Here is a 19125-nt window from a genome sequence, read left to right on the forward strand (position 1 = left end):
TCCGCCCTAGCCCACTTCCTTGTTCTGCTTGATATCCCAGGCCACCAGGCTTTCCGCGCCCTTGCCGCCCTTGTCGGTCTGCTCCCAGTACTGCTGCTTGACCTTGGCCGCCTGGAACGCGAAGTTCACCACCACGCCTTCGGCGCTGCGGTCCCCGGATATCTGCACCGACGACACCAGCACGTCTTCCAGCGTGATCTTGGAGTATTCGATCTGCTCGCCGCCCGCCTTGCACATGGACAGCTCGATCTTGCTGAGGTGCTTGCCGCTGGCGCAGTGCTTCATCACGGCCGGCGCGGCCTTGTCGATGCGGGCCACTACGTGCAGGTCGTTGAAGCTGGCCTTGCCCGCGCCCAGGCCGCCGCCGCTGGCCAGGTTGCCTGGCTGGGTGGCGCCCCATGAGAAGGACACGATATCGGTCCAGTCCTTGTGGTTGGCGTCCTTGGATTCACCGTTGGCGCCATCGATCTTCATGAACATATCCACTGCCACATCTGTCTCCTGGAGTTATGGGGCACGGTTGCGCCCCGACTTGTCAGCGCCACTCAGCCTTCGTTCTGTTTGAGCGAAGGCAGCTTGGAAACCAATCGCAGCGACACCGTCAGCCCTTCCAGCTGATAGTGCGGCCGCAGGAAAAACTTGGCGGAGTAATAGCCCGGGTTGTCCTCGATCTCCTGCACCTGCACCTCGGCTGCGGCCAGCGGCTTGCGCGCCTTGGTTTCCTGCGAGGAGTTCACGGGATCGCCATCCACGTAATTCATGATCCAGTCGTTCAGCCAGCGCTCCATGTCGTCGCGTTCGCGGAACGAGCCGATCTTGTCGCGCACGATGCACTTCAGGTAATGCGCAAAGCGGCAGCACGCGAAGAGATACGGCAGGCGCGCGGCCAGCTTGGCATTGGCCGAGGCGTCGGCCTCGTAGTAGTCGTGCGGCTTTTGCAGCGACTGCGCGCCGATGAAGGCGGCGAAGTCGGAGTTCTTCCGATGCACCAGCGGCATGAAGCCGTTCTTGGCCAGTTCGGCCTCGCGCCGGTCGCTGATGGCGATCTCGGTCGGGCACTTCAGGTCCACGCCGCCGTCATCGGTGGGAAAGCTGTGGCATGGCAGGTTTTCCACCGCGCCGCCCGACTCCACGCCGCGGATGGAGGTGCACCAGCCGTACAGCTTGAACGAGCGGTTCACGTTGGCCGCCATCGCATAGGCGGAATTGGTCCAGGTGTAGCGGTCGTGATTCGCGCCGTCGGTGTCTTCCTCGAAGTCGAATTCGTCGACGGGGTTGGTGCGCGCGCCGTACGGCAGCCGCGCCAGGAAGCGCGGCATCGCCAGCCCGATGTAGCGCGAGTCCTCGGATTCGCGCAGGCTGCGCCATGCGGCGTATTCCGTGTTGGTGAAGATCTTGGTCAGGTCGCGCGGGTTGGCCAGTTCCTGCCACGAATCCATCTGCATTACGTTGGGCGAAGCGCCCGCAATGAAAGGGCAATGCGCGGCGGACGAGATCTTGGCGATCTCGCCCAGCAGTTCCACGTCGGGCGGGCTGTGGTCGAAGTAGTAGTCGCCGACCAGGCAGCCGATGGGTTCGCCGCCGAACTGGCCGTACTCTTCCTCGTACACGCGCTTGAAGATGGGGCTCTGGTCCCAGCCCACGCCCTTGTGCCGCTTGAGCGTGCGGCCCAGCTCCGACTTGGACAGGCACATCACGCGGATCTTCAGAAGTTCATCGGTCTCGGTGTTGGTGACCAGGTAATGCAGGCCGCGCCACGCGCCCTCCAGCTGCTGGAAGTCGGGGTGGTGCATCACGCGGTTGATCTGTTCCGACATCTTGCGGTCGATCTCGGCGATGATGGCCTGGATGGTGCGGTAGGCGTCCGACGACAGGCCGACGCCGCTGTTCTCCAGCGCCTGGTGCGCCAGCGTGCGCACGGCATGCTCCACCGCCTCCTGCGCCTGCTCGGTCTTGGGCTTGAATTCCTTCTTCAGCAGGGCGGAAAGATCGTCCGCCTGCAGGGTCTCGACAGCGCGCGCGTCGGCGCGTTTGGCCACTGCGGTCATGGCATTCTCCGAAAAGCGATTCAAGCGGAAATCAGGCGGCCGGATCCTGCGCGGGGGCATCGGATGCGCGCGGATCCTCCTGCGGCTTAGGCGCGGCCGCCAGCGCGTTCATCAGCGCCGGATTCTTGAGCACGCTGCCGATCAGTTCCTCGGCGCCGGTCTTGCCGTCCATGTACGTCAACAGGTTCGCCAGCTGGGTGCGCGCGCTCAGCAGTTCATTCAGCGCGCCAACTTTGCGGGCTACGGTGGCCGGCGAAAAGTCGTCGATGCTCTCGAACGTGACGTCCACGTTCAGGTTGCCTTCGCCCGTCAGCGTGTTGGGTACCTGGAACGCCACGCGCGGCTGGATGGAGCGCATGCGTTCATCGAAGTTGTCGATGTCGATGTCGAGGAACTTGCGCTCGCCCACTTCCGGCTGCGGCGTTTCGGACTTGCCGGCCAGGTCCGCCAGCACGCCCATCACGAACGGCAACTGGATCTTGCGTTCCGCGCCGTAGATCTCCACGTCGTACTCGATCTGCACCCGCGGCGCGCGGTTTCTTGCAATGAACTTCTGGCCGCTTCCCTTCAGGCTGGTCGCCATGATGTCGTCTCCTCTTGTTGGTGCGGCGGCTGGCCCGCCTTACGGTTCCTGCCGGTTTGCTTCGGACCGCGGCAGCCATGCCTCGAACTGCTCCAGCCCCTGGGGCGCCAGATTCCTGATGATGTCGTGAAAGCTCATCGGGATGAGCTGCTGGGCCCGGCGGATGAGGTAGGGCGCGGGATGGCCGGGCTCGTTGGCCTCGAAGTAGGCGCAGACCTTGGACAGCATCGCCACGGCCTCGTCGCGCGATTGGATGGGCATGTCCCGCCAGCGCGGCGCGCCCTCGGCGGCGGCGGCAAGCGGCATGGCGGCGATGTCGCCGGCGGCCGGCGCATCGTCCGCGGGCATCGCGGCCGGCGGCGCGGGTTGAACGTCCCGCATTGCGTCCAGCACCAGGTCCAGGGTGCGGAGAATGGCGGCGTAATCGGGCGCCCAGGCGGCGCCCAGCTTGTCCGCCACGAGTTTCTGCATGCGCCGCAGCGCCTGGGCGGCCGACTGCAGCGCGTGCGCCTCGGCATTGCCCTGCGCCCAGGCCTGGCGCAAGCGCTCAACCAGGCGCGGCCGTCCGCCAGGATAGGCGTCCGCGTCCTGGCGGCTGCCATCGAGCAGCGCCTCGGTATCACGCAAGCTCAGTTGCCCGTGCACGCCGCTGACCAGGCTGGCCGAGCGCACGCTGCGCGCACAGCCCTGCATGTCGCCAAAGGCCGCCAGCGCATTCATGCGGGGCATGGGATCGTTTTCGCCGACGCTGTCGAGCCGCGGATGCACCGGCTCCCAATAGCGTTCCAGCGTATCGACGGCCAGCGCCAGGCCGTCGCTATAGCCGGGCAGGCCGCGGATCTCGGTCCAGGCAGAGGTCAACAGGCCGATGATGCGCAGGTCGCGGGTGCGCTCCAGCAGTGCGCGCGCCAGGCGTTCGACCTCGCGCCAGTCGGGCGGCTGCGCAGCAATGATGGTCGAGCCGAACTGCTGTTCGTCGCGACCCGCCGCGGCTTGCTGCAGTTGCAGGAAGTCGGCGTCGTATTCGAGGTCTTCCCCGCAGGGCAGACGTGAATCGAGTGTATTGAGGATGTCGGCGAATTCCATAGTCATCAGTTAAATGCCTGCTGGGATGCTGCCTGGATACAACCACTACGCTCCGCGCTGCTTCACGGAAGGGTGAATTCTAGGCATCTCTTTCCGCATGCAACGGCAACCTAACAACTACAGATTTTTCTTACAGATAACTAACACCCGAGTAAATAATTGAACACTTCTCTCCCTGCTGCATTGATTTTTAGACACAGACCTTACGGAATCCAGCCCGGCGCGGAAGGACTGTTACCGAAGCGTAAAAAACACAAAAGCATGTGAGAGCGCTTCTCGGGCGCTTTCGCCCCTGCCTACAATCGGCGCTCACGCTGGCGGCAAGACCGGCGCGCATCAGATCCAGAGACAGATTTCCCCGGCGCAGACCCGTTCGTGACGAGCCCTGCCCGCCCTTTGCAAGCGGCCCCATCGCGTGGCCGGACATCCCATTGCAGTCATCGCGACGCGCTTCACGCGCGGCCGCGAAGAAATCGAAAGCAGCACACGCAGCAACAGGCGAAGCATTCTCATAAGGAGACGGTGAGATGGACCGCAACGTGCCCAGCGAACGTGTCGTCAAGGCGCATACGCCCCTGCCGCCGGAACAACTGAAGTTCCGCGCCATGCACGGCGCCGAGAGCCTTTCGCAGCTGTACGAGCTGGAGATCGAACTGGTCTCGGAATCCTATTCGCTGGACATGAAGTCGCTGCTGGGCAAGCCGCTGACGCTGGAGATCGAAACCGGGTCCGCCGCGCCGCGCTATCTCAGCGGACACATCACGCGTTGCGCGTTGGTAGGTCGCGAGAACAACACCTCGCGCTACACCATCTACCGCGCCACGGTGCGGCCGTGGCTCTGGTACCTGACCCAGACCTCGGACAACAAGATATTCCAGAACAAGAGCGTGCCCGACGTCATCCGGGAAGTGCTGAAGGACTACGACTATCCCATCGAGTTCAAGCTGGTGGACAGCTACCGCAATTGGGAATACTGCGTCCAGTATCAGGAAACCGACTACGCCTTCATCAGCCGCCTGATGGAGCACGAGGGCATCTACTTCTGGTTCAAGCACGACAAGGGCAAGCACACCCTGGTCCTCACCGACGACATCACGCAGCACGAGCCCGTCTCCGGCTACGAGCAGATTCCCTATTACGGGCCGGACCGCATCACCATCCCCCGCGAAGACCATGTCTACAAATGGGAAGTGGCCGAACAGATCACGCCCGGCGCCTTTGCCACCACGGACTATCACCCGCTCACGCCCGCCGCCAGCCTGGAAGCCCGCCGCAACAACCCCGGCGCCCACGATCACGGCGATCTGGAAATGTACGAATGGCAAGGCGGCTACACCAACCCCGATGACGCGGAACACTACACCCGCGTGCGGCTTGAAGACCTGCAATGCCGAAAGGAGCAGAGCGCAGGCGGCTCCAACGCCCGCGGGCTGGCCACGGGCCATCTCTTCACGCTGCGCAATCATCCGCGCCAGGCCGAGAACCGCGAGTACCTCGTCGTCAGCACCTACTACCGGATCCGTGAAACAGGCTATGCCAGCGGCCAGCCCGATCCCGGCGACTTCGACCTGGAATTCGTCGTGCTGCCGTCCAGCACCCAGTTCCGCGCGCCGCGCGTGACTCCCGTCCCTCGCACCCATGGCCCACAGACCGCCACGGTAGTGGGCAAGGAAGGAGAGGAAATCTGGACGGACAAGATGGGCCGCATCAAGGTGCAGTTCCATTGGGACCGCTACGGCAAGAAGGACGAGAACAGCTCGTGCTGGGTGCGCGTGTCCAGCCCCTGGGCCGGCGGCGGCTTTGGCGGGATCCAGCTGCCGCGCGTGCGCGATGAAGTGATCGTCGACTTCATCGGCGGCCAGCCCGACCGCCCCATCGTGATCGGCCGCGTCTTCAACGCCAACAATCTGCCGCCCTGGGACCTGCCGGACAATGCCACGCAAAGCGGCTTTCTCAGCCGCTCCAAGAGCGGCACGCCCGCGACTGCGAACGCGCTCATGTTCGAGGACAAGAGCGGCAGCGAACGCATCTGGCTGCACGCGGAACGCGAACTGTGCACCGAAGTGGAGGCCAACGAGTTCCACTCGACCGACGAGAACCGCACCACCACCATCGGCGACAACGACACCACCAAGATCGGCGGCAACCGCGACATCAAGGTCACCGGCACCGACAAGCTGCACATCGAAAAGACGCGCGACGTGTTCGTGAAGGGACACGAGGAATACACCGTCAAGGCATCGCGCACGGTCAACGTGAAAGACGGCCTGATGGACGAGAAATTCGACAACGGCCTGAAGACGACGGTCGCGGCCAAGGGCGAGGAACGCGAGATCACGGGACTCTTCAAGGAAACCTTGAAGAATGGCGAGCAGGTCTACGTGAACGAAGGCGACTCGCTCCATCACGTCAAGACCGGCGCGCTCACCGAGAAGGCCAAGGGCAAGGTCGAGGTGCTTTCCACCGACGCGAACATGGACGTCAAGGCCAAGACCGCGATGCACGTGGAGTCCGAAACGTCCACCATGGATCTCAAAGCCAAGGGCAAGATAGACATGGAGTCGACAGGATCCACCGTGCTGGTCAAGGCCGATGGCAACATCACTTTAAAAACGCCCGCCGACGTCGTCATGGACGCCGCCAACGTCAAGGATCTTTCCAAGAAGAGCTGGCTGCAGGCCACGCCCTTCTCCATCGGCCTGGCGGTGGCCAAGGCGGAATTCGGCATGCATCGCATGGCGCTGTTCCGCACGACGGTCATGCTGAATACATCGTTCACCAACTATGCCATCGTCAGCAGTATCGGACAGGTAGTGTCCTACCGCACCACCGGCTCGAGTTACGCCTACGATGGTGTCAAGGCTGAACAGGTCCCGCTGCGCGCGTCGATGGCCGGCCTCTGGAGCATCATCTAAGGCCGCCATGTCCGACTTCATCGATGCATGGCCCGGCTGGGCCAAGTGGGTGTGGCTGGGCCTCTTGCTGTCCCTGGCGCAAGCGGCATACATGCTGTGGCGCGAGCGCCAACGCCGCGCGGCGGGACGCAAGCAAGTGCGGCGGCAGGACGGCTTGCGCGCCAGCGGACTGCCTGGCACCGCGCGGGTGACTGCGGCGCGCGACACGCGCCGCCGCATCGGCGACACCTTGTATTTCATCATCGAACTGGACCTGGAGGTCGCCGCCACCAGCGCCACGCCCGCCCTGTCGCGCACGCTCAGCGTGCCGCTGTCGCCCCTGCACCTGGCCGATTTCAGCGCTGGCAAGACCATACAGGTGCGGGTCGATCCCGCGACCCGGGAGGTTGTCGTGGACCAGGCCACCGGATAGCCATGAAGACCATCAAGCCGTTCCGCCTGGGCCTGCTTACCCGCCCCTACCGCTGGCAGCGCCGCGACGTGCTGGGCGTGGCGGTTTTCGCGCTGGTCGATATCGCGCAGGCGCCCACGTTGCTCATGGACCAGGAACTGTGGAAGCTGGCCGGCGCCGAAGCCGGCGGCCTGCTGGACCTGGCCACGCCCAAGCTATGTCCGGAGGTGCTGGTCGCGGGCCACGCCTACCCGCATGATCCCGCGAGTCCCGGCGCCTGCGCCGTGCGCCTGAAGGTGGGCGCGATCGACAAATCATTGCTGGTCTTCGGCGACCGCTACTGGCTCGATGGCAAGGCCACCGCCCCCCAACCCTTCGAGCGCATGCGTCTGGACTGGAGCCGCGCCTACGGCGGCCCCGGCTGCGCGGAGAACCCGCTGGGCATCGGCGCGCAGGAAGAAGACTTCAACGGCGTGCGCGTGCGCCGGCTGCCCAACATCGAGCACCCGCAGGAGCGCGTCGCGTCGCCCTCCCAGCGCGTCGCCCCCGCCGGTTTTACGGCCATGCCCATGGACTGGCCGCAACGGGCCGCGCTGCTGGGCCGCCAGTATGGCCAGCAGTGGCTGGAGCATGACTTCCCGGGTTTCGCGTCCGACATGGATTGGCGCTTCTTCAATGCCGCGCCGCCCGACCAATGGGGCCCCGCAAATTCGGCGCTTGCTGGCGGCGCCGACTTTGAGCTGTGGAACATGCACCCTGAACACGAGGTGCTGCGCGGCCGCCTGCCCGACTGGCGCGCCCGCTGCTTCGTCAGCCGCCAGACCGACGGCAGCGCGCTTGAAGAAGTCGCGCTGCGCCTGACCACGGCCTGGTTCTTTCCCGACCGCGCGCAGCTGGCGCTGATCTGGCACGGCGCGCTGCCGGTGCGCGAAGATGACGCCGCCGATATCCTGCACATCATGCCCGCGCTGGAACACGCCGGCCAGGCGCGCGACATGGCGCATTACCAGACGGTGATGGGACAGCGCCTCGAGACCGAGCTCGGCGCGGTCCATGCCCTGCTGGATGCCCAGCTCGTGCCGGAAGACATTTGCGGCGAGCTGCCGCAGGCGGCCATGGAAGCCACGGTCCAGCGGCCGTCGAACCGCAACCTCCATGCCGGCGCGGCACGGCGGCATGCCCGCGAGCGCGAATCGCTGCTCGCCCAGGGCCTGGATCCCGACCTGTACATGGTTCCCCTGGAGCCGGCGTCAAAGGCGCCGGACCTGGCCGACCTGCCTCAGACCATCCTGCGCATGCAGCAGGAGCTGGAAGAGGCCAAACGCCTGTCCGGCGGACCCGCCGCGCGCGCGCTGGCCGATCCCAACCTGCCGTCCATGGCCGCGGTCTCGGGCGTCGACGTGGACGCGCTGCGCAAGCTGGAAGATGACGGCAAGCTTCCCGCCGGCTTCGACCCGCGCGTGGTGAAGCGGCACATCGCCGACTTCGATGCCAACCCTCACGCGCAGGCCGAGCGCGGCGTACAGCAAGCCGCAGATTCGCCGCCATCGCTCAGCCAAACCCTGGGCCCGCAGGTGCATCAGGCCTATCAGCAATCGGCGCATCAGTTCGCGCCGCCCCCGCCCATGCCGCCGCTGCGCGCACGGCGCACGCGCATGAAGCTGGAAGCGCGCCTGAAGGGCGATCGCGATTGCCGGGACATGAACCTGACCGGCGCGGACCTGAGCGGCATGGATCTTTCCGGGGTCGACTTCCAGCGTGCCATCCTGGCCGGCGCCCGGCTCGCCGGCGCGCGGCTGGACGGCTGCAACCTCGCCGACGCCGTGCTGGCCGGCGCCGACCTGACGCGCGCCAGCGTGCGCGGCGCCGACATGTCGCGCGCGAACCTGGGCCGCACGCAATGCGTGCAGACGGACTTCACCGAAAGCCGCATCACGGAGACCATCTGGGACCATGCCAGCTGCGAGGATTGCAGCTTTGCCGGCAGCGTCTGGCTGCTGGGACGCCTGCATCAGGCGCGCTTGCGCGGTTGCGACCTGAGCGGCGCGTCATTCGAGCAATGGGCCGCAATGATGGCCGCCTTCGAGGATTGCCGCTTTCACGAAGCGCGCTTGAATCAGTGCGTGTTCATGCAGGGAACGATGGCGAACGCCGATTTCTCCCGCGCGGACCTGCTGCGCGTCAGCTTCATGGACGTGGAGTTTTCGGGCCGCCATAGCCTGGAGAACGCCACGCTCGATGGCTGCGCCTACGCGGGACGCGTAGCGCTTGCCGGCGCATGCCTGCGCGGCATGCAGTTCAAGGTGGGCAGCATGCGTGGCGCGATGCTCGATCGCGCCGACTTGCGTGGCGCGCAACTTGCCGCCAGTGACTTTTCGAACTGCAGCCTGCGGGAAGCAGACCTCAGCGGCGTGGCCGTCCCCGACACCCACTTCGTGCGCGCCGATTTCACCGGCGCGCGGCTGCGCAACGCCAACCTGATCAACAGCCTGCTCGGCAAGGCCATCCTGCTGCGCGCCGACCTGACCGGCGCCAACCTCTTTCGCGCCGATGTCGCGCAGGCGCAGATGGACGGCAGCACCGGGCTGGACGACGCCCATACCCAGGGCGCCAAGCTCTGGCCGGCCCGGCAGCCGGAGAACGCCGCATGAATCTGGACCAGTTGCTGGACCAGGTGCGCCACGGCGAGCCGATAGCGCACCTCAGCCTGGCGGGCCAGGACCTGCGCGGCCTGGACCTGGCGGGCGCGTTCTTCGATCAGGTAGATTTGAGCGGCGCCAGGATGAGCGGTTGCCAGTTGCAGGACAGCCAATTCCTCAACTGCGTGCTGGCTGGCGTGGACGCCGCGGACGCCAATCTGGATATGGCCCGGCTGTTTCGCTGCCAGGCCCGCGGCGCGGTGCTGGACCGCAGCCACGCCCATGGCGTCAGCTTCACCGAATGCGATCTGGGACAGGCCAGCCTGGAAGGGGCCGAGCTGCGGGAAGCGGCTTTCAACTCCACCTCGCTCGAAGCGGCCTCCTTCCGTTCCGCCCGCGTGGAGCGCTCGGTGTTCTCGCGCGGCGCGCTTGCGCGTGCCGACCTGTCGCAGGCCCGGATGAGCTACACCCTGCTCCACCAGCTGGACCTGCGCAGCATCGTGCTGGCGGGCGCCAGCGCGGAAAGCACCATGTTCATCGAATGCGATCTGACGGCGCAGGACTTCTCCTCGCAAGCCTACCCGCTCTGCCATTTCACCGACAGCCAGCTGGACGGCGCGGACTTCCGCAATGCCGACCTGCGCCAGGCCGGCTTCAAGGGCGCAACGCTGCGCGGCGCGCGCTTCGCTGGCGCGTCGGCCCCACAGTGCTTGTTCCCTCAGGCCGACCTGAGCGGCGCCGACCTGCAGGGCGGCCGTTTCGACGGCGCCATCTGGGCCGAGGCGACGCTGGACGGCGCGTCCTTGCGCGGCGCCAGCCTGTCGCTGTGCGTCTTCCAGCGCGCGCGCTGCGCCGACACCGATTTCCGCGGCGCCAACCTGACCGACGCCGATTTCTCGCTGGCCGACCTGGGCGGGGCCGACCTGCGCGACGCCACGTTCCTGCGCACGCGCATGCATCGCGCGTTGACGCACGGCGCGCGTTGGACGCAGCGCCGCGGCATCATCGAAAACGACGCGCCCCTGCTTGAAGCCGAACTCTGGTCAGCCGGACGCGCCCCCCTTTGACCCCACGCGGCATCGCCGCCCCCTCGCCGCACAAGGAGATCAATATGCTCGCAGTCTGCCAATTGCCCAGCCTGGCCGTGGGCGTACCCGACGTCTGCAAAACCCCGGTGCCGCCGGTGCCGCACATCGACACGGCGACGTCGTCCATGGGTATCCCCGTGGTCTGGAATGTATGGTTGATGGCCGCGCCCGTGCACAACATGGCCACGCTGATACCCGTCACGCTGGGCGATACCGCCGGCGTGGGCGGCGGCCTGATCTCGCAGACCTTCATGGGACAGTCGCGCTACATGACGGGCGCATTCACCATGCTGGTGCGCGGCGCGCCCATCGTCCGCATGACCAGCCTGACCCTGCAGAACACCATCAATGCGCCCGGCGTCAAGGTGTACTCGCCCCAGCCCGTGATGGTCGTGCTGAAGGCCTGAACAGGCCGTCAGCGACTACAGCTCGCCGTAGGAGTGCAGCCCGGACAGGAACATGTTCACGCCCAGGAAGGCGAAGCCGGTGATCAGCAGGCCCATCAGCGCCCAGTAGGCCGCCATAGTGCCGCGCAGGCCCTTGATCAGGCGCATGTGCAGCCAGGCCGCATAGTTGAGCCAGACGATCAGCGCCCAGGTTTCCTTGGGGTCCCACTGCCAGTACGCGCCCCAGGCGTCGGCCGCCCACAGCGCGCCCAGGATGGTGGCGACCGTGAAGAACGCGAAGCCGATCGCGATGGCGCGATACATGATGTCGTCCAGCACTTCCAGCGAGGGCAGCGCCGCTGCGATGCGGCGGCGTCCCAGCAGGATGGCGCCCACGATCACCGCGCCCACGCCGAAATACAGCATCCAGGTGGCCGACAGGCCGTCGGTGCGGAACACCATGGGCTCGGCGCACAACAGCACGCCCAGCACGAACAGCGGGGCCAGCTTGGCCCAGGACGTGGTCTGGCCGTGCTGCTTGACCAGGTAGGCAAAGCCCACCATGGCGGCCAGCGAGAAGGTGCCGTAGCCGATGAAGTTGGCGGGCACGTGCAGTTTCATCCACCAGCTCTTGAGCGCCGGCACCAGCGGCTGGATCTGCCCGGCATCGCGCGTGAACGAATACCACAGCAGGAACACCACGGCCGACGTCACCACCAGCATCACGAAGCCGCCCAGCGCGCGCGTGGCGTACTTGCGTTCGTAGTAGAGGTAGAACAGCGCCGTGATCAGCGCAAACAGCACGAATACTTCATACAGGTTGCTGACCGGGATGTGGCCCAGGTCCGGGCCCATCAGGTGTCCTTCGCGCCAGCGCACCAAAAGGCCCGTGACGCCGGCGAACACCGCGCCCCAGCTCAACGCCGTGCCCAGCCAGGCGGCCGTGGGGCTGAAGAAGCCGATCCAGTAGCAGACCATGGCCAGCGCGAACAGCGCGCACATCCACAGGATGGCGGATTGCGAGGAGAACAGGTACTTCAGGAAGAACACCTGCTCGGCGCGGGCCAGGTCGTTGCCGTACAGCATCAGCGCCAGTCCGGCCGCGATGGCACAGGCGACCATCAGGTGGCGCAGCGGACGCCACAACCAGCCCATCCAGGCCAGCACCGGCACGGTGCCGCACAGGATGATCTTCTCGTAATAGTCCATCGCGTTGCTGTAGCGGGTCAGCGCGAAGCCCGCACCCACTGCCAGCAACAAAAAGAAGACGACGTCGGTCCAGTCAGGCCTGCCGCGCTGGGCGCGGCCATCGCCGGTTTCGGACAAGGCGTCCTGCCAGAGCTGGTCCGGCGAGGCTGCCAGCGACTGCGGCGAGGAGGGATGCGTGGTGGTCGTAGTGGACATAGGAAACCTTAAGACCTCTTCTGGCGCAGCAGCGCCTGCTTGAAGCGTTCAAACTCCTGGTTGAAGTCGAGTGTACGCTTCTGGGACGTCATGGCCGCCAGGACGCTGCTGCCGCCGCCTTGCGGCTTGATCCAGATCCAGATGCGGCGGTCTCGAATATAGAACATCGAGAACACGCCCAGGACCAGCAGCAGGCTGCCCAGGTAGACGGTGTTCTTGCCGGGCGTACGGCTGACCTGGAACACGCTGGCCTGCACGTGCTTGAAGTCCGCCAGCGACAGGAACACCGGCGCCGGATAGACGGTCAGGTCCGACAGCGCGGCCACGGACAGGCGCGACCAGACGGCGGCGCGTTCGGCCTCCGGGCCCTCGGTGGCCACGGGCGGCAGGCCGGCGCGCTCGCGCTCGATGGCGCGCAGTTCGTTCATGCTGGCGCCGATCAGGCGGATCACCACGTCGGCTGCCCGTTCCAGGTCCTGCGGCGGCGTATTGGCCTGCAGGAACGCCGCCACGGCTTGCAAGCCGCCGGAGGAGAAGGTTTCCAGGGCGCGCTCGGCGGCCGTCTGTAGCGGCTGGCGATCCGTCCCCGCAGGGCTGTTGCGTTCCGCGAAGCGGCGCGCGGCTTCCTGGCGCGCCGCGGGGTCGGCCAGCGTCGCGCGCAGGCGCATGAATTCGGCGATCGAGCTGTCGTCGTCGGCCGGAATGCGCAGGTAGCGGAACGGCTCGGAGGCGTTGTTGCGCACCCCGGCCAGGAACACGGCGGCGCCGTCCAGCTCGACGGGCAACATGTAATTCTGGAATTCGTGGGCCTGGCCGGCGTCATCGATCAGCTTGTACTCGACGCTGGGGCCGACGTTGCGCAGGTTTTCGTTCTTTTTGCCCGCGGCGCTGCCGGATACCGACGCGACATGGTCGGCGAAGCTCTGGTTGCCGCCCTTGGGCGCGCCCCCGGTCAGATCCTCGACGTTGATGGGCCGCAGGGCCGTAATCTCGATGCCCATGCTGCGCGCGCCGCGGGCAGTGTGAGCGGTTACTTCGCTGGTCTTGCCCACCGTGCCGTCAACCGCGAAGGTAGCGGCGTCAGATCCTACTAGCGGGTAGCCTTTCAGCGTCACCGCGCTGCCGCCGTCGTCAAAACTGGACTGGTAGACCGTCATGCCCTTGAAGCGCAGCGGCTCGTTGACCTCGATGGTGGAGTCGAAACTCTTGCCGGTGTCCGGGTCGGTGACCTCGACCTCGCTGGCGAAGCGGCTGGGCATGCCGGTGGAGTAATAGTCGACCACGAACTTCTTGAGCTTCAGCGTGAAGGGCATGGGCTGCACCAGGGCGCCGTCGCCTACCATCACGACCGCCGTGCTGGCCTGACCGCCCTCCGGCACCAGCACGCTGGCGCGGAAACTCGGGTTGTCGACCGACAGGCGGCCGCTTTCCGGCACTTCCGAGATCAGCATGTTCTCGACGATGGGCTTCTTGCCGCCGAACATGACCTGCAGGCGCACCGGCAACTCGCTGTCCAGCAAGCCGCCGATACAGATGATGACCATGGCCGCGTGGGCGAACACATAGCCCAGGCGGTTGGCGCTGCCTTTCTTGGCCGCCAGCAGCACGCCGTCCGCGTCCTGGCGTTCGCGTACGGCATAGCCCAGCCGGCCCAGCAGGGATTTGAGGCCCGCGGCCGTCTGCGGCACGTCGGTGGGTTCTTCGGTTTCCACCCGGTGCGGGAAGGCGCGCAGGCTGCTGGCGCGCACGTGCTCGCGGAACGAACGGGCATCGCGCAGCATCTTGGGCGCGTTGCGGATCAGGCAGACCGAGGTCGACACGACCAGGAACCCCATGATCAGCAGGAACCACCAGCTGTTGTAGACGTGCCAGATGGAGAACTTGTCGAACACTTCGAACCAGAACGGCCCGAACTGGTCGATGTAATTGTTGGACGAGCGGTTCTGCTGCAAGACCGTTCCCACCAGGCTCGCCACGCAGATGAACATCAGCAGGCTGACGGCGAAACGCATCGAGCCCAGCAATTCGAAGAAATCGCCGGGCAGGCTGCGCAGGGAAGGACGGGAGTGTGTACGGGTCGAATTCATGAAAAAAGGGGGGCCGCGCTATCGGCTACCCCCCTCATAGACAACGCGCGGCGGAACCAGGTTCCGCTGCGCTGAGTTTGCAGAACGCGGACCAGCCGCGCGCGTGGCTGGCTGGCGCCTACCGCAGACCGGCGGCGTAGTCCGACACGGCCTTGATGTCGGCGTCCGACATGCGGTCCGCGATCGCGAACATGACGTCGTTCTTGCGGTCGCCGCTGCGGAACAGCTTCAGCTGCTCTTCAATGTACATGGGGAACTGGCCCGACAACCGGGGGTACTGGCTGGGAATGCCCGCGCCATTGGCAGAATGGCACGAGGCGCAGGCCGGAACCTTGCGATCCGGCAAACCGCCGCGCCAGATCTTTTGACCCAGATCAACCAGCTTCTCCTGGCCGGCCGTGGCGGGCTCCTTGAGCGGCTGCTGCGCCAGGTACAGCGCGATGTTCTGCATGTCGGCGGGCGTCAGGTTCTGCGCCATGGCCGTCATCGGGGTGGGATTGCCGCCCGCGCCATTGCGCACCGGCAGCTTGGCGCCAGGCTTGATCTGGAAGTCCGCCAATTGCTTGGCCAGGTACTCGTGGGACTGCGCGGCCAGATTGGGGTTCACCGGGATGGTGCTATTGCCCGCCGCGCCATGACAGGACGCACAGGCGATGATGCCCCTGGCCGCATCACCCTGGTCAAACAGCTGTCCGCCCTTGGCGGCATCTGGTTTTACCGGGCCCGCGGCGCCTTCGGCGGCGAAACTCGTAGTAGATAAGGCGGAGGCGCCGAGCAACAGCCCGCTCGCAACCAACATCCGGGACAGCACACGCTTCATGAAGACCTCGACGATCGCATCGATCAAGGCGCAAAAAGGCGCCCACGCCTGCCCGCACACCCTGGAATACCGTATCGAACCTGTTTTGCCTTCCTGCCTGCGATGTTGCTGCGAGCTTGCCGGATAAAGCGATCAGCAAGCCAAACAGTAAGCAAAAAAGACGGCTCCGCGCACGGGGACCACTGTTGCAAACGCCGGATTATACAATAGGGCTCGAAACCAACCGTATCCAAAGCCACCCGTGTCCCTCCTACATCGCGCCTCTTTCCTCACTTCCGCGGCTCGCCTCGACCAGTTGCCGGCCGCCGGCGCTCCCGAGGTCTGCTTTGTCGGCCGCTCCAACGCCGGCAAATCCACGGCCATCAACGTGCTGTGCAACCAGCGTCGTCTTGCCTTCTCCAGCAAGACGCCGGGCCGCACGCGCTTGATCAACATGTTCGGCTTGCCCGACCCCCTGGATCCGGAAGGCCACATCGGTTATCTCGTCGACCTGCCCGGCTACGGCTACGCCTCCGTGGCCCGCAACGAAAAGGAAAAGTGGGCCGACATCCTGGGCGGCTACCTGCGTGACCGCGAATCGCTGGTCGGCATCGTGCTGCTCATCGACATCCGCCGCGGCGTCACCGAACTGGACCGCCGCCTCGCCAACTTCATCGCCCCCACCGGACGCCCGGTGCTGGCGCTGCTGACCAAGGCCGACAAGCTGCCCTACGGCCAGCGCATGCGCACCGTGTTCTCCGTGCGCAAGGACCTGGCCGACATCGGCGCCTTGCACACCATCCCCTTCTCGGCGCCCGAACGCATCGGCCTGGAAGAGGCCGGCGCGCATATAGAAAACTGGATTTCACCCAAGGTCGTACCATGAACCCGCAGATCATCTCCCCTGAATTCCCGGTATCCCGCCCGCGCCGCCTGCGCCGCGACGACTTCACCCGCCGCCTGGTGCGCGAGAACGCCCTGACGGTCAACGATCTGATCTACCCCGTGTTCGTGGCCGAAGGCACCGGCCTGCAACAGGCCGTGCCGTCGCTGCCGGGCGTGGTCCGCTATTCGCTGGACACGCTGCTGCCGGTGGCCCGCGAATGCGTGGAACTCGGCATTCCCGTGCTGGCGCTGTTCCCCGCCATCGACCCCTCGCTCAAGACGCCCGACGGCATCGAAGCCACCAACCCGAACGGCCTGATCCCGCGCGTGGTGCGTGAACTGAAGAAGCAGGTCCCCGAACTCGGCATTCTGTGCGACGTGGCGCTGGACCCCTACACCAGCCACGGCCAGGACGGCGTCATCGACGACAACGGCTACGTCATCAACGAAGCCACCGTCGAAATCCTGGTCAAGCAGGCGCTCACGCAAGCCGAGGCCGGCGTCGACATGGTCGCCCCCAGCGACATGATGGACGGCCGCATCGGCGCCGTGCGCCGCGCGCTGGAAGCCAACGGCCACATCCACACGCAGATCATGGCCTACTCCGCCAAGTACGCCAGCGCCTTCTACGGCCCGTTCCGCGACGCCGTGGGCTCGGCCACCAACCTGGGCAAGTCCAACAAGATGGCTTACCAGATGGATCCGGGCAACCTCGACGAAGCCCTGCGCGAAGTCGCGGCCGACCTGCAGGAAGGCGCCGACATGGTCATGGTCAAGCCCGGCATGCCTTACCTGGACGTGCTGCGCCGGGTCAAGGACACGTTCCGCGTGCCTACCTTCGCCTACCAGGTCAGCGGCGAGTACGCCATGATCAAGGCCGCCGCCGCCAACGGCTGGCTGGACCACGACAAGGTCATGATGGAAGCGCTCCTGGCGTTCAAACGCGCCGGCGCCGACGGCATCCTGACGTACTTCGCGATCGAAGCCGCGAAGCTGCTGAAGAGCCAGCGTTAAGCGCTTGCGGCATCGCGGGCCGGGCCTGTACCGGCCGGCCGCGACGCTTGCCGCGGATCAGGTCTTGGCGGCCGCATTGCGGCCCGCCGCCGGCGCCCCGCGCCGCAATCCCAGCCAGGTTCCCCCCAGCACGCAGGCCAGCCCCGCGACGTGCGTGGGCGTGACGTGCTCATCCAGGAACAGGGCCGCGAACAGCAGGCCGAAGATCGGCAGCCAGTTCACGAACAAGGCGGCGCGGCTGATGCCCAGCCGCGCAATGCCGGCATTCCAGACGATGTTGCTGACGCCCGAGGCGATCACCGCCGAAAACAGCAGCACCAGCCACGGCCACCACGTCATCTGCCAGGTATCGCCCTGATAGGTCGCGGGCGTCAGCGCCGCGTGCACCACCAGCATCAGGCCACCGGCCAGGTACATGTACCAGAGCATGCCCAGCGGATCCATGCTGCGCGACATGCGTTGGATCACCAGCCCGCCGCAGACGAACACCAGCACCGCCACGAACACGATGGCATCGCCCCAGCCCGTCAGGCCGATCCGCGCGCCGCTGCCGACCACCACCATGCCCACGCCCAAGAGGCCCAGCAAGGCGCCGGAAATACGCACCAGCGTCAGCCTCTCGCGATAGAAGATGGCTGCCAGCAGCGCCGACAGCAAAGGGCTGGTCGCCATGATCAGCGTGCCGTTCGCGGCCGAGGACACCCGCAGTCCCGTCACCAGCGCCATCTGGTGCGCATACACCACCAGGAAGCCCGCCAGCGCGACCCAGCCCAGCTCGGCGCGGCCCAGCCGCGGAATGCGGCCCCGGCGGGCCTTGATGATGAGGGTGACGGTGATGAACGCGATGACGATGCGCACGGCCGCCAGGGCCTGCACATCCATGTGCAGCGTCAGGTACTTGACCGAGACGATGTTCAGGCCCCAAGTGGCCATGACGAACATCAATTGAAGATAGATAAGACCGGTGCGGTCCTGGCTTGCATCAACTGTCGGGGACGTCACGGGCGCCGGCCTGGAAGGAAAATGGGACGCGCCGCCCACGCGGCGCCGCGGACATGGTATCGCGCCTGGGGCCCGGACTCAATGCGCGCCGAGATACGCCGCCCGTACGTTGGGGTCGCGCAGCAGTTCCGCGCCCGAGCCGCTCAACGTGATGCGTCCGGTCTCCAGCACATAGGCCCGGTCCGCCACGCCCAACGCCTGGTTGGCCATCTGCTCCACCAGCACGATGGTCAGCCCGTCGTCGCGCAGCTTGCAGATCGCCGCGAAGATGTCCTGCACGATCAAAGGCGCCAGCCCCAGCGAGGGTTCGTCCAGGCACAGCAGGCGCGGCTCGCTCATCAGGGCGCGCGCCATCGCCAGCATCTGCTGCTCGCCGCCCGACAAGGTGCCGGCCAGCTGCTCGCGCCGTTCGCGCAGCCGCGGGAACAGCCGGTAGCCACGCTCCACGCCTTCGGCCACTGCCGCGGGGTCCCTGCGCCGGATGTAGGCGCCCAGCACCAGGTTGTCGTAGACGGTCTGGTCCGCGAACACGCCGCGCCCCTCCGGCGACAGCGCCAGGCCCAGGCCCACGCGCTGATGCGCCGCGACCTGCGTGATGTCGCGCCCATCGAAGGTCACGCGTCCGCCCTGCAAGGGCTCCAGGCCCGCCACGCCCTTCAGCAAGGTGCTCTTGCCCGCGCCGTTGGCGCCGATGATGGTCACGATCTCGCCCGCGCGGATCTCCAGCGACACATCGCGCACCGCCTGGATGGCGCCATACGAAATCTGCACGGATTCTAGTTTCAGCATCGTCTTGCG

General features: G+C 66.1%; 17 protein-coding genes. 8 read left to right on the forward strand and 9 right to left on the reverse strand.

Features of this window, described 5'->3' with window-relative positions; genetic code table 11:
- Positions 1-6 precede the first annotated feature (6 nt).
- From IAG39_RS30775 to tssA, 4 genes are all read right to left on the reverse strand, one after another.
- Positions 7-474 carry an Hcp family type VI secretion system effector gene (locus IAG39_RS30775; protein ID WP_088607795.1) on the reverse strand — a complete coding sequence of 156 codons (468 nt, stop codon included), beginning with the start codon at positions 472-474 and terminating at the stop codon, positions 7-9.
- Between the two features lie 71 nt (positions 475-545).
- Positions 546-2048, reverse strand: a complete 1503-nt coding sequence (gene tssC, locus IAG39_RS30780; RefSeq protein WP_059379448.1) for a type VI secretion system contractile sheath large subunit — start codon at positions 2046-2048, stop codon at positions 546-548.
- Between the two features lie 31 nt (positions 2049-2079).
- On the reverse strand, positions 2080-2631 hold the full coding sequence (gene tssB, locus IAG39_RS30785) for a type VI secretion system contractile sheath small subunit (protein ID WP_059379420.1): 552 nt from the start codon (positions 2629-2631) through the stop codon (positions 2080-2082).
- A 39-nt stretch (positions 2632-2670) separates the two neighbouring features.
- Entirely contained in the window at positions 2671-3717 is a 1047-nt protein-coding gene (gene tssA / locus IAG39_RS30790) for a type VI secretion system protein TssA (protein ID WP_059379419.1), read from the reverse strand.
- Positions 3718-4244: 527 nt separating this feature from the next.
- On the opposite strand from tssA, the gene IAG39_RS30795 reads away from it, so the two are divergent.
- The 5 genes from IAG39_RS30795 to IAG39_RS30815 are packed head-to-tail and all read left to right on the forward strand — an operon-like array spanning position 4245 to position 11157.
- Positions 4245-6632: a type VI secretion system Vgr family protein gene (locus IAG39_RS30795; protein WP_118933116.1), complete on the forward strand. Its 2388-nt coding sequence runs from the start codon at positions 4245-4247 to the stop codon at positions 6630-6632.
- Positions 6633-6639: 7 nt separating this feature from the next.
- Positions 6640-7044, forward strand: coding sequence for a hypothetical protein (locus tag IAG39_RS30800; protein ID WP_059379417.1), 405 nt, complete (start codon positions 6640-6642; stop codon positions 7042-7044).
- Between the two features lie 2 nt (positions 7045-7046).
- Complete coding sequence (locus tag IAG39_RS30805; protein ID WP_118933117.1) at positions 7047-9674, forward strand: DUF2169 domain-containing protein; 2628 nt, start codon at positions 7047-7049, stop codon at positions 9672-9674.
- Positions 9671-10729 (forward strand): pentapeptide repeat-containing protein, encoded by a 1059-nt coding sequence (locus IAG39_RS30810; RefSeq protein ID WP_118933118.1) that lies wholly within the window; start codon positions 9671-9673, stop codon positions 10727-10729. Before IAG39_RS30805 ends, IAG39_RS30810 begins: the two co-directional genes overlap by 4 nt.
- Positions 10730-10773: 44 nt before the next feature.
- Complete coding sequence (locus IAG39_RS30815) at positions 10774-11157, forward strand: DUF4150 domain-containing protein (RefSeq protein WP_059379414.1); 384 nt, start codon at positions 10774-10776, stop codon at positions 11155-11157.
- A gap of 15 nt (positions 11158-11172) precedes the next feature.
- Here the strand turns inward: IAG39_RS30815 and ccsB are convergent, their stop codons facing one another.
- The 3 genes from ccsB to IAG39_RS30830 form a co-directional block, all read right to left on the reverse strand.
- The gene (gene ccsB / locus IAG39_RS30820; RefSeq protein ID WP_059379413.1) at positions 11173-12540 is read right to left on the reverse strand and encodes a c-type cytochrome biogenesis protein CcsB; all 1368 of its coding nucleotides are present in this window, start codon (positions 12538-12540) and stop codon (positions 11173-11175) included.
- An 8-nt stretch (positions 12541-12548) separates the two neighbouring features.
- Positions 12549-14627 (reverse strand): cytochrome c biogenesis protein ResB, encoded by a 2079-nt coding sequence (locus IAG39_RS30825; protein WP_187523987.1) that lies wholly within the window; start codon positions 14625-14627, stop codon positions 12549-12551.
- Between the two features lie 118 nt (positions 14628-14745).
- Positions 14746-15447, reverse strand: coding sequence for a c-type cytochrome (locus tag IAG39_RS30830; RefSeq protein WP_041656906.1), 702 nt, complete (start codon positions 15445-15447; stop codon positions 14746-14748).
- Between IAG39_RS30830 and IAG39_RS31710 the strand changes: the two genes are divergently transcribed.
- The 3 genes from IAG39_RS31710 (at position 15446) to hemB (ending at position 17325) form a co-directional block, all read left to right on the forward strand.
- Entirely contained in the window at positions 15446-15574 is a 129-nt protein-coding gene (locus IAG39_RS31710) for a hypothetical protein (RefSeq protein WP_255509206.1), read from the forward strand. The two genes, IAG39_RS30830 and IAG39_RS31710, sit on opposite strands and share 2 nt — an antisense overlap.
- 114 nt (positions 15575-15688) lie before the next feature.
- Complete coding sequence (yihA, locus tag IAG39_RS30835) at positions 15689-16312, forward strand: ribosome biogenesis GTP-binding protein YihA/YsxC (protein ID WP_008169015.1); 624 nt, start codon at positions 15689-15691, stop codon at positions 16310-16312.
- The gene (gene hemB, locus IAG39_RS30840) at positions 16309-17325 is read left to right on the forward strand and encodes a porphobilinogen synthase (RefSeq protein WP_118933119.1); all 1017 of its coding nucleotides are present in this window, start codon (positions 16309-16311) and stop codon (positions 17323-17325) included. Before yihA ends, hemB begins: the two co-directional genes overlap by 4 nt.
- Before the next feature lie 57 nt (positions 17326-17382).
- Here hemB and IAG39_RS30845 read toward each other — a convergent pair whose 3' ends face one another.
- Together IAG39_RS30845 and IAG39_RS30850 are read right to left on the reverse strand one after the other, a co-directional pair.
- Positions 17383-18267 carry a DMT family transporter gene (locus tag IAG39_RS30845; RefSeq protein ID WP_059379447.1) on the reverse strand — a complete coding sequence of 295 codons (885 nt, stop codon included), beginning with the start codon at positions 18265-18267 and terminating at the stop codon, positions 17383-17385.
- A gap of 138 nt (positions 18268-18405) precedes the next feature.
- Positions 18406-19116, reverse strand: a complete 711-nt coding sequence (locus tag IAG39_RS30850; protein ID WP_054457241.1) for an ABC transporter ATP-binding protein — start codon at positions 19114-19116, stop codon at positions 18406-18408.
- Positions 19117-19125: the final 9 nt, after the last annotated feature.

It is taken from the genome of Achromobacter xylosoxidans, from assembly GCF_014490035.1.
Classification (GTDB): Bacteria; Pseudomonadota; Gammaproteobacteria; order Burkholderiales; family Burkholderiaceae_B; genus Achromobacter; species Achromobacter bronchisepticus_A.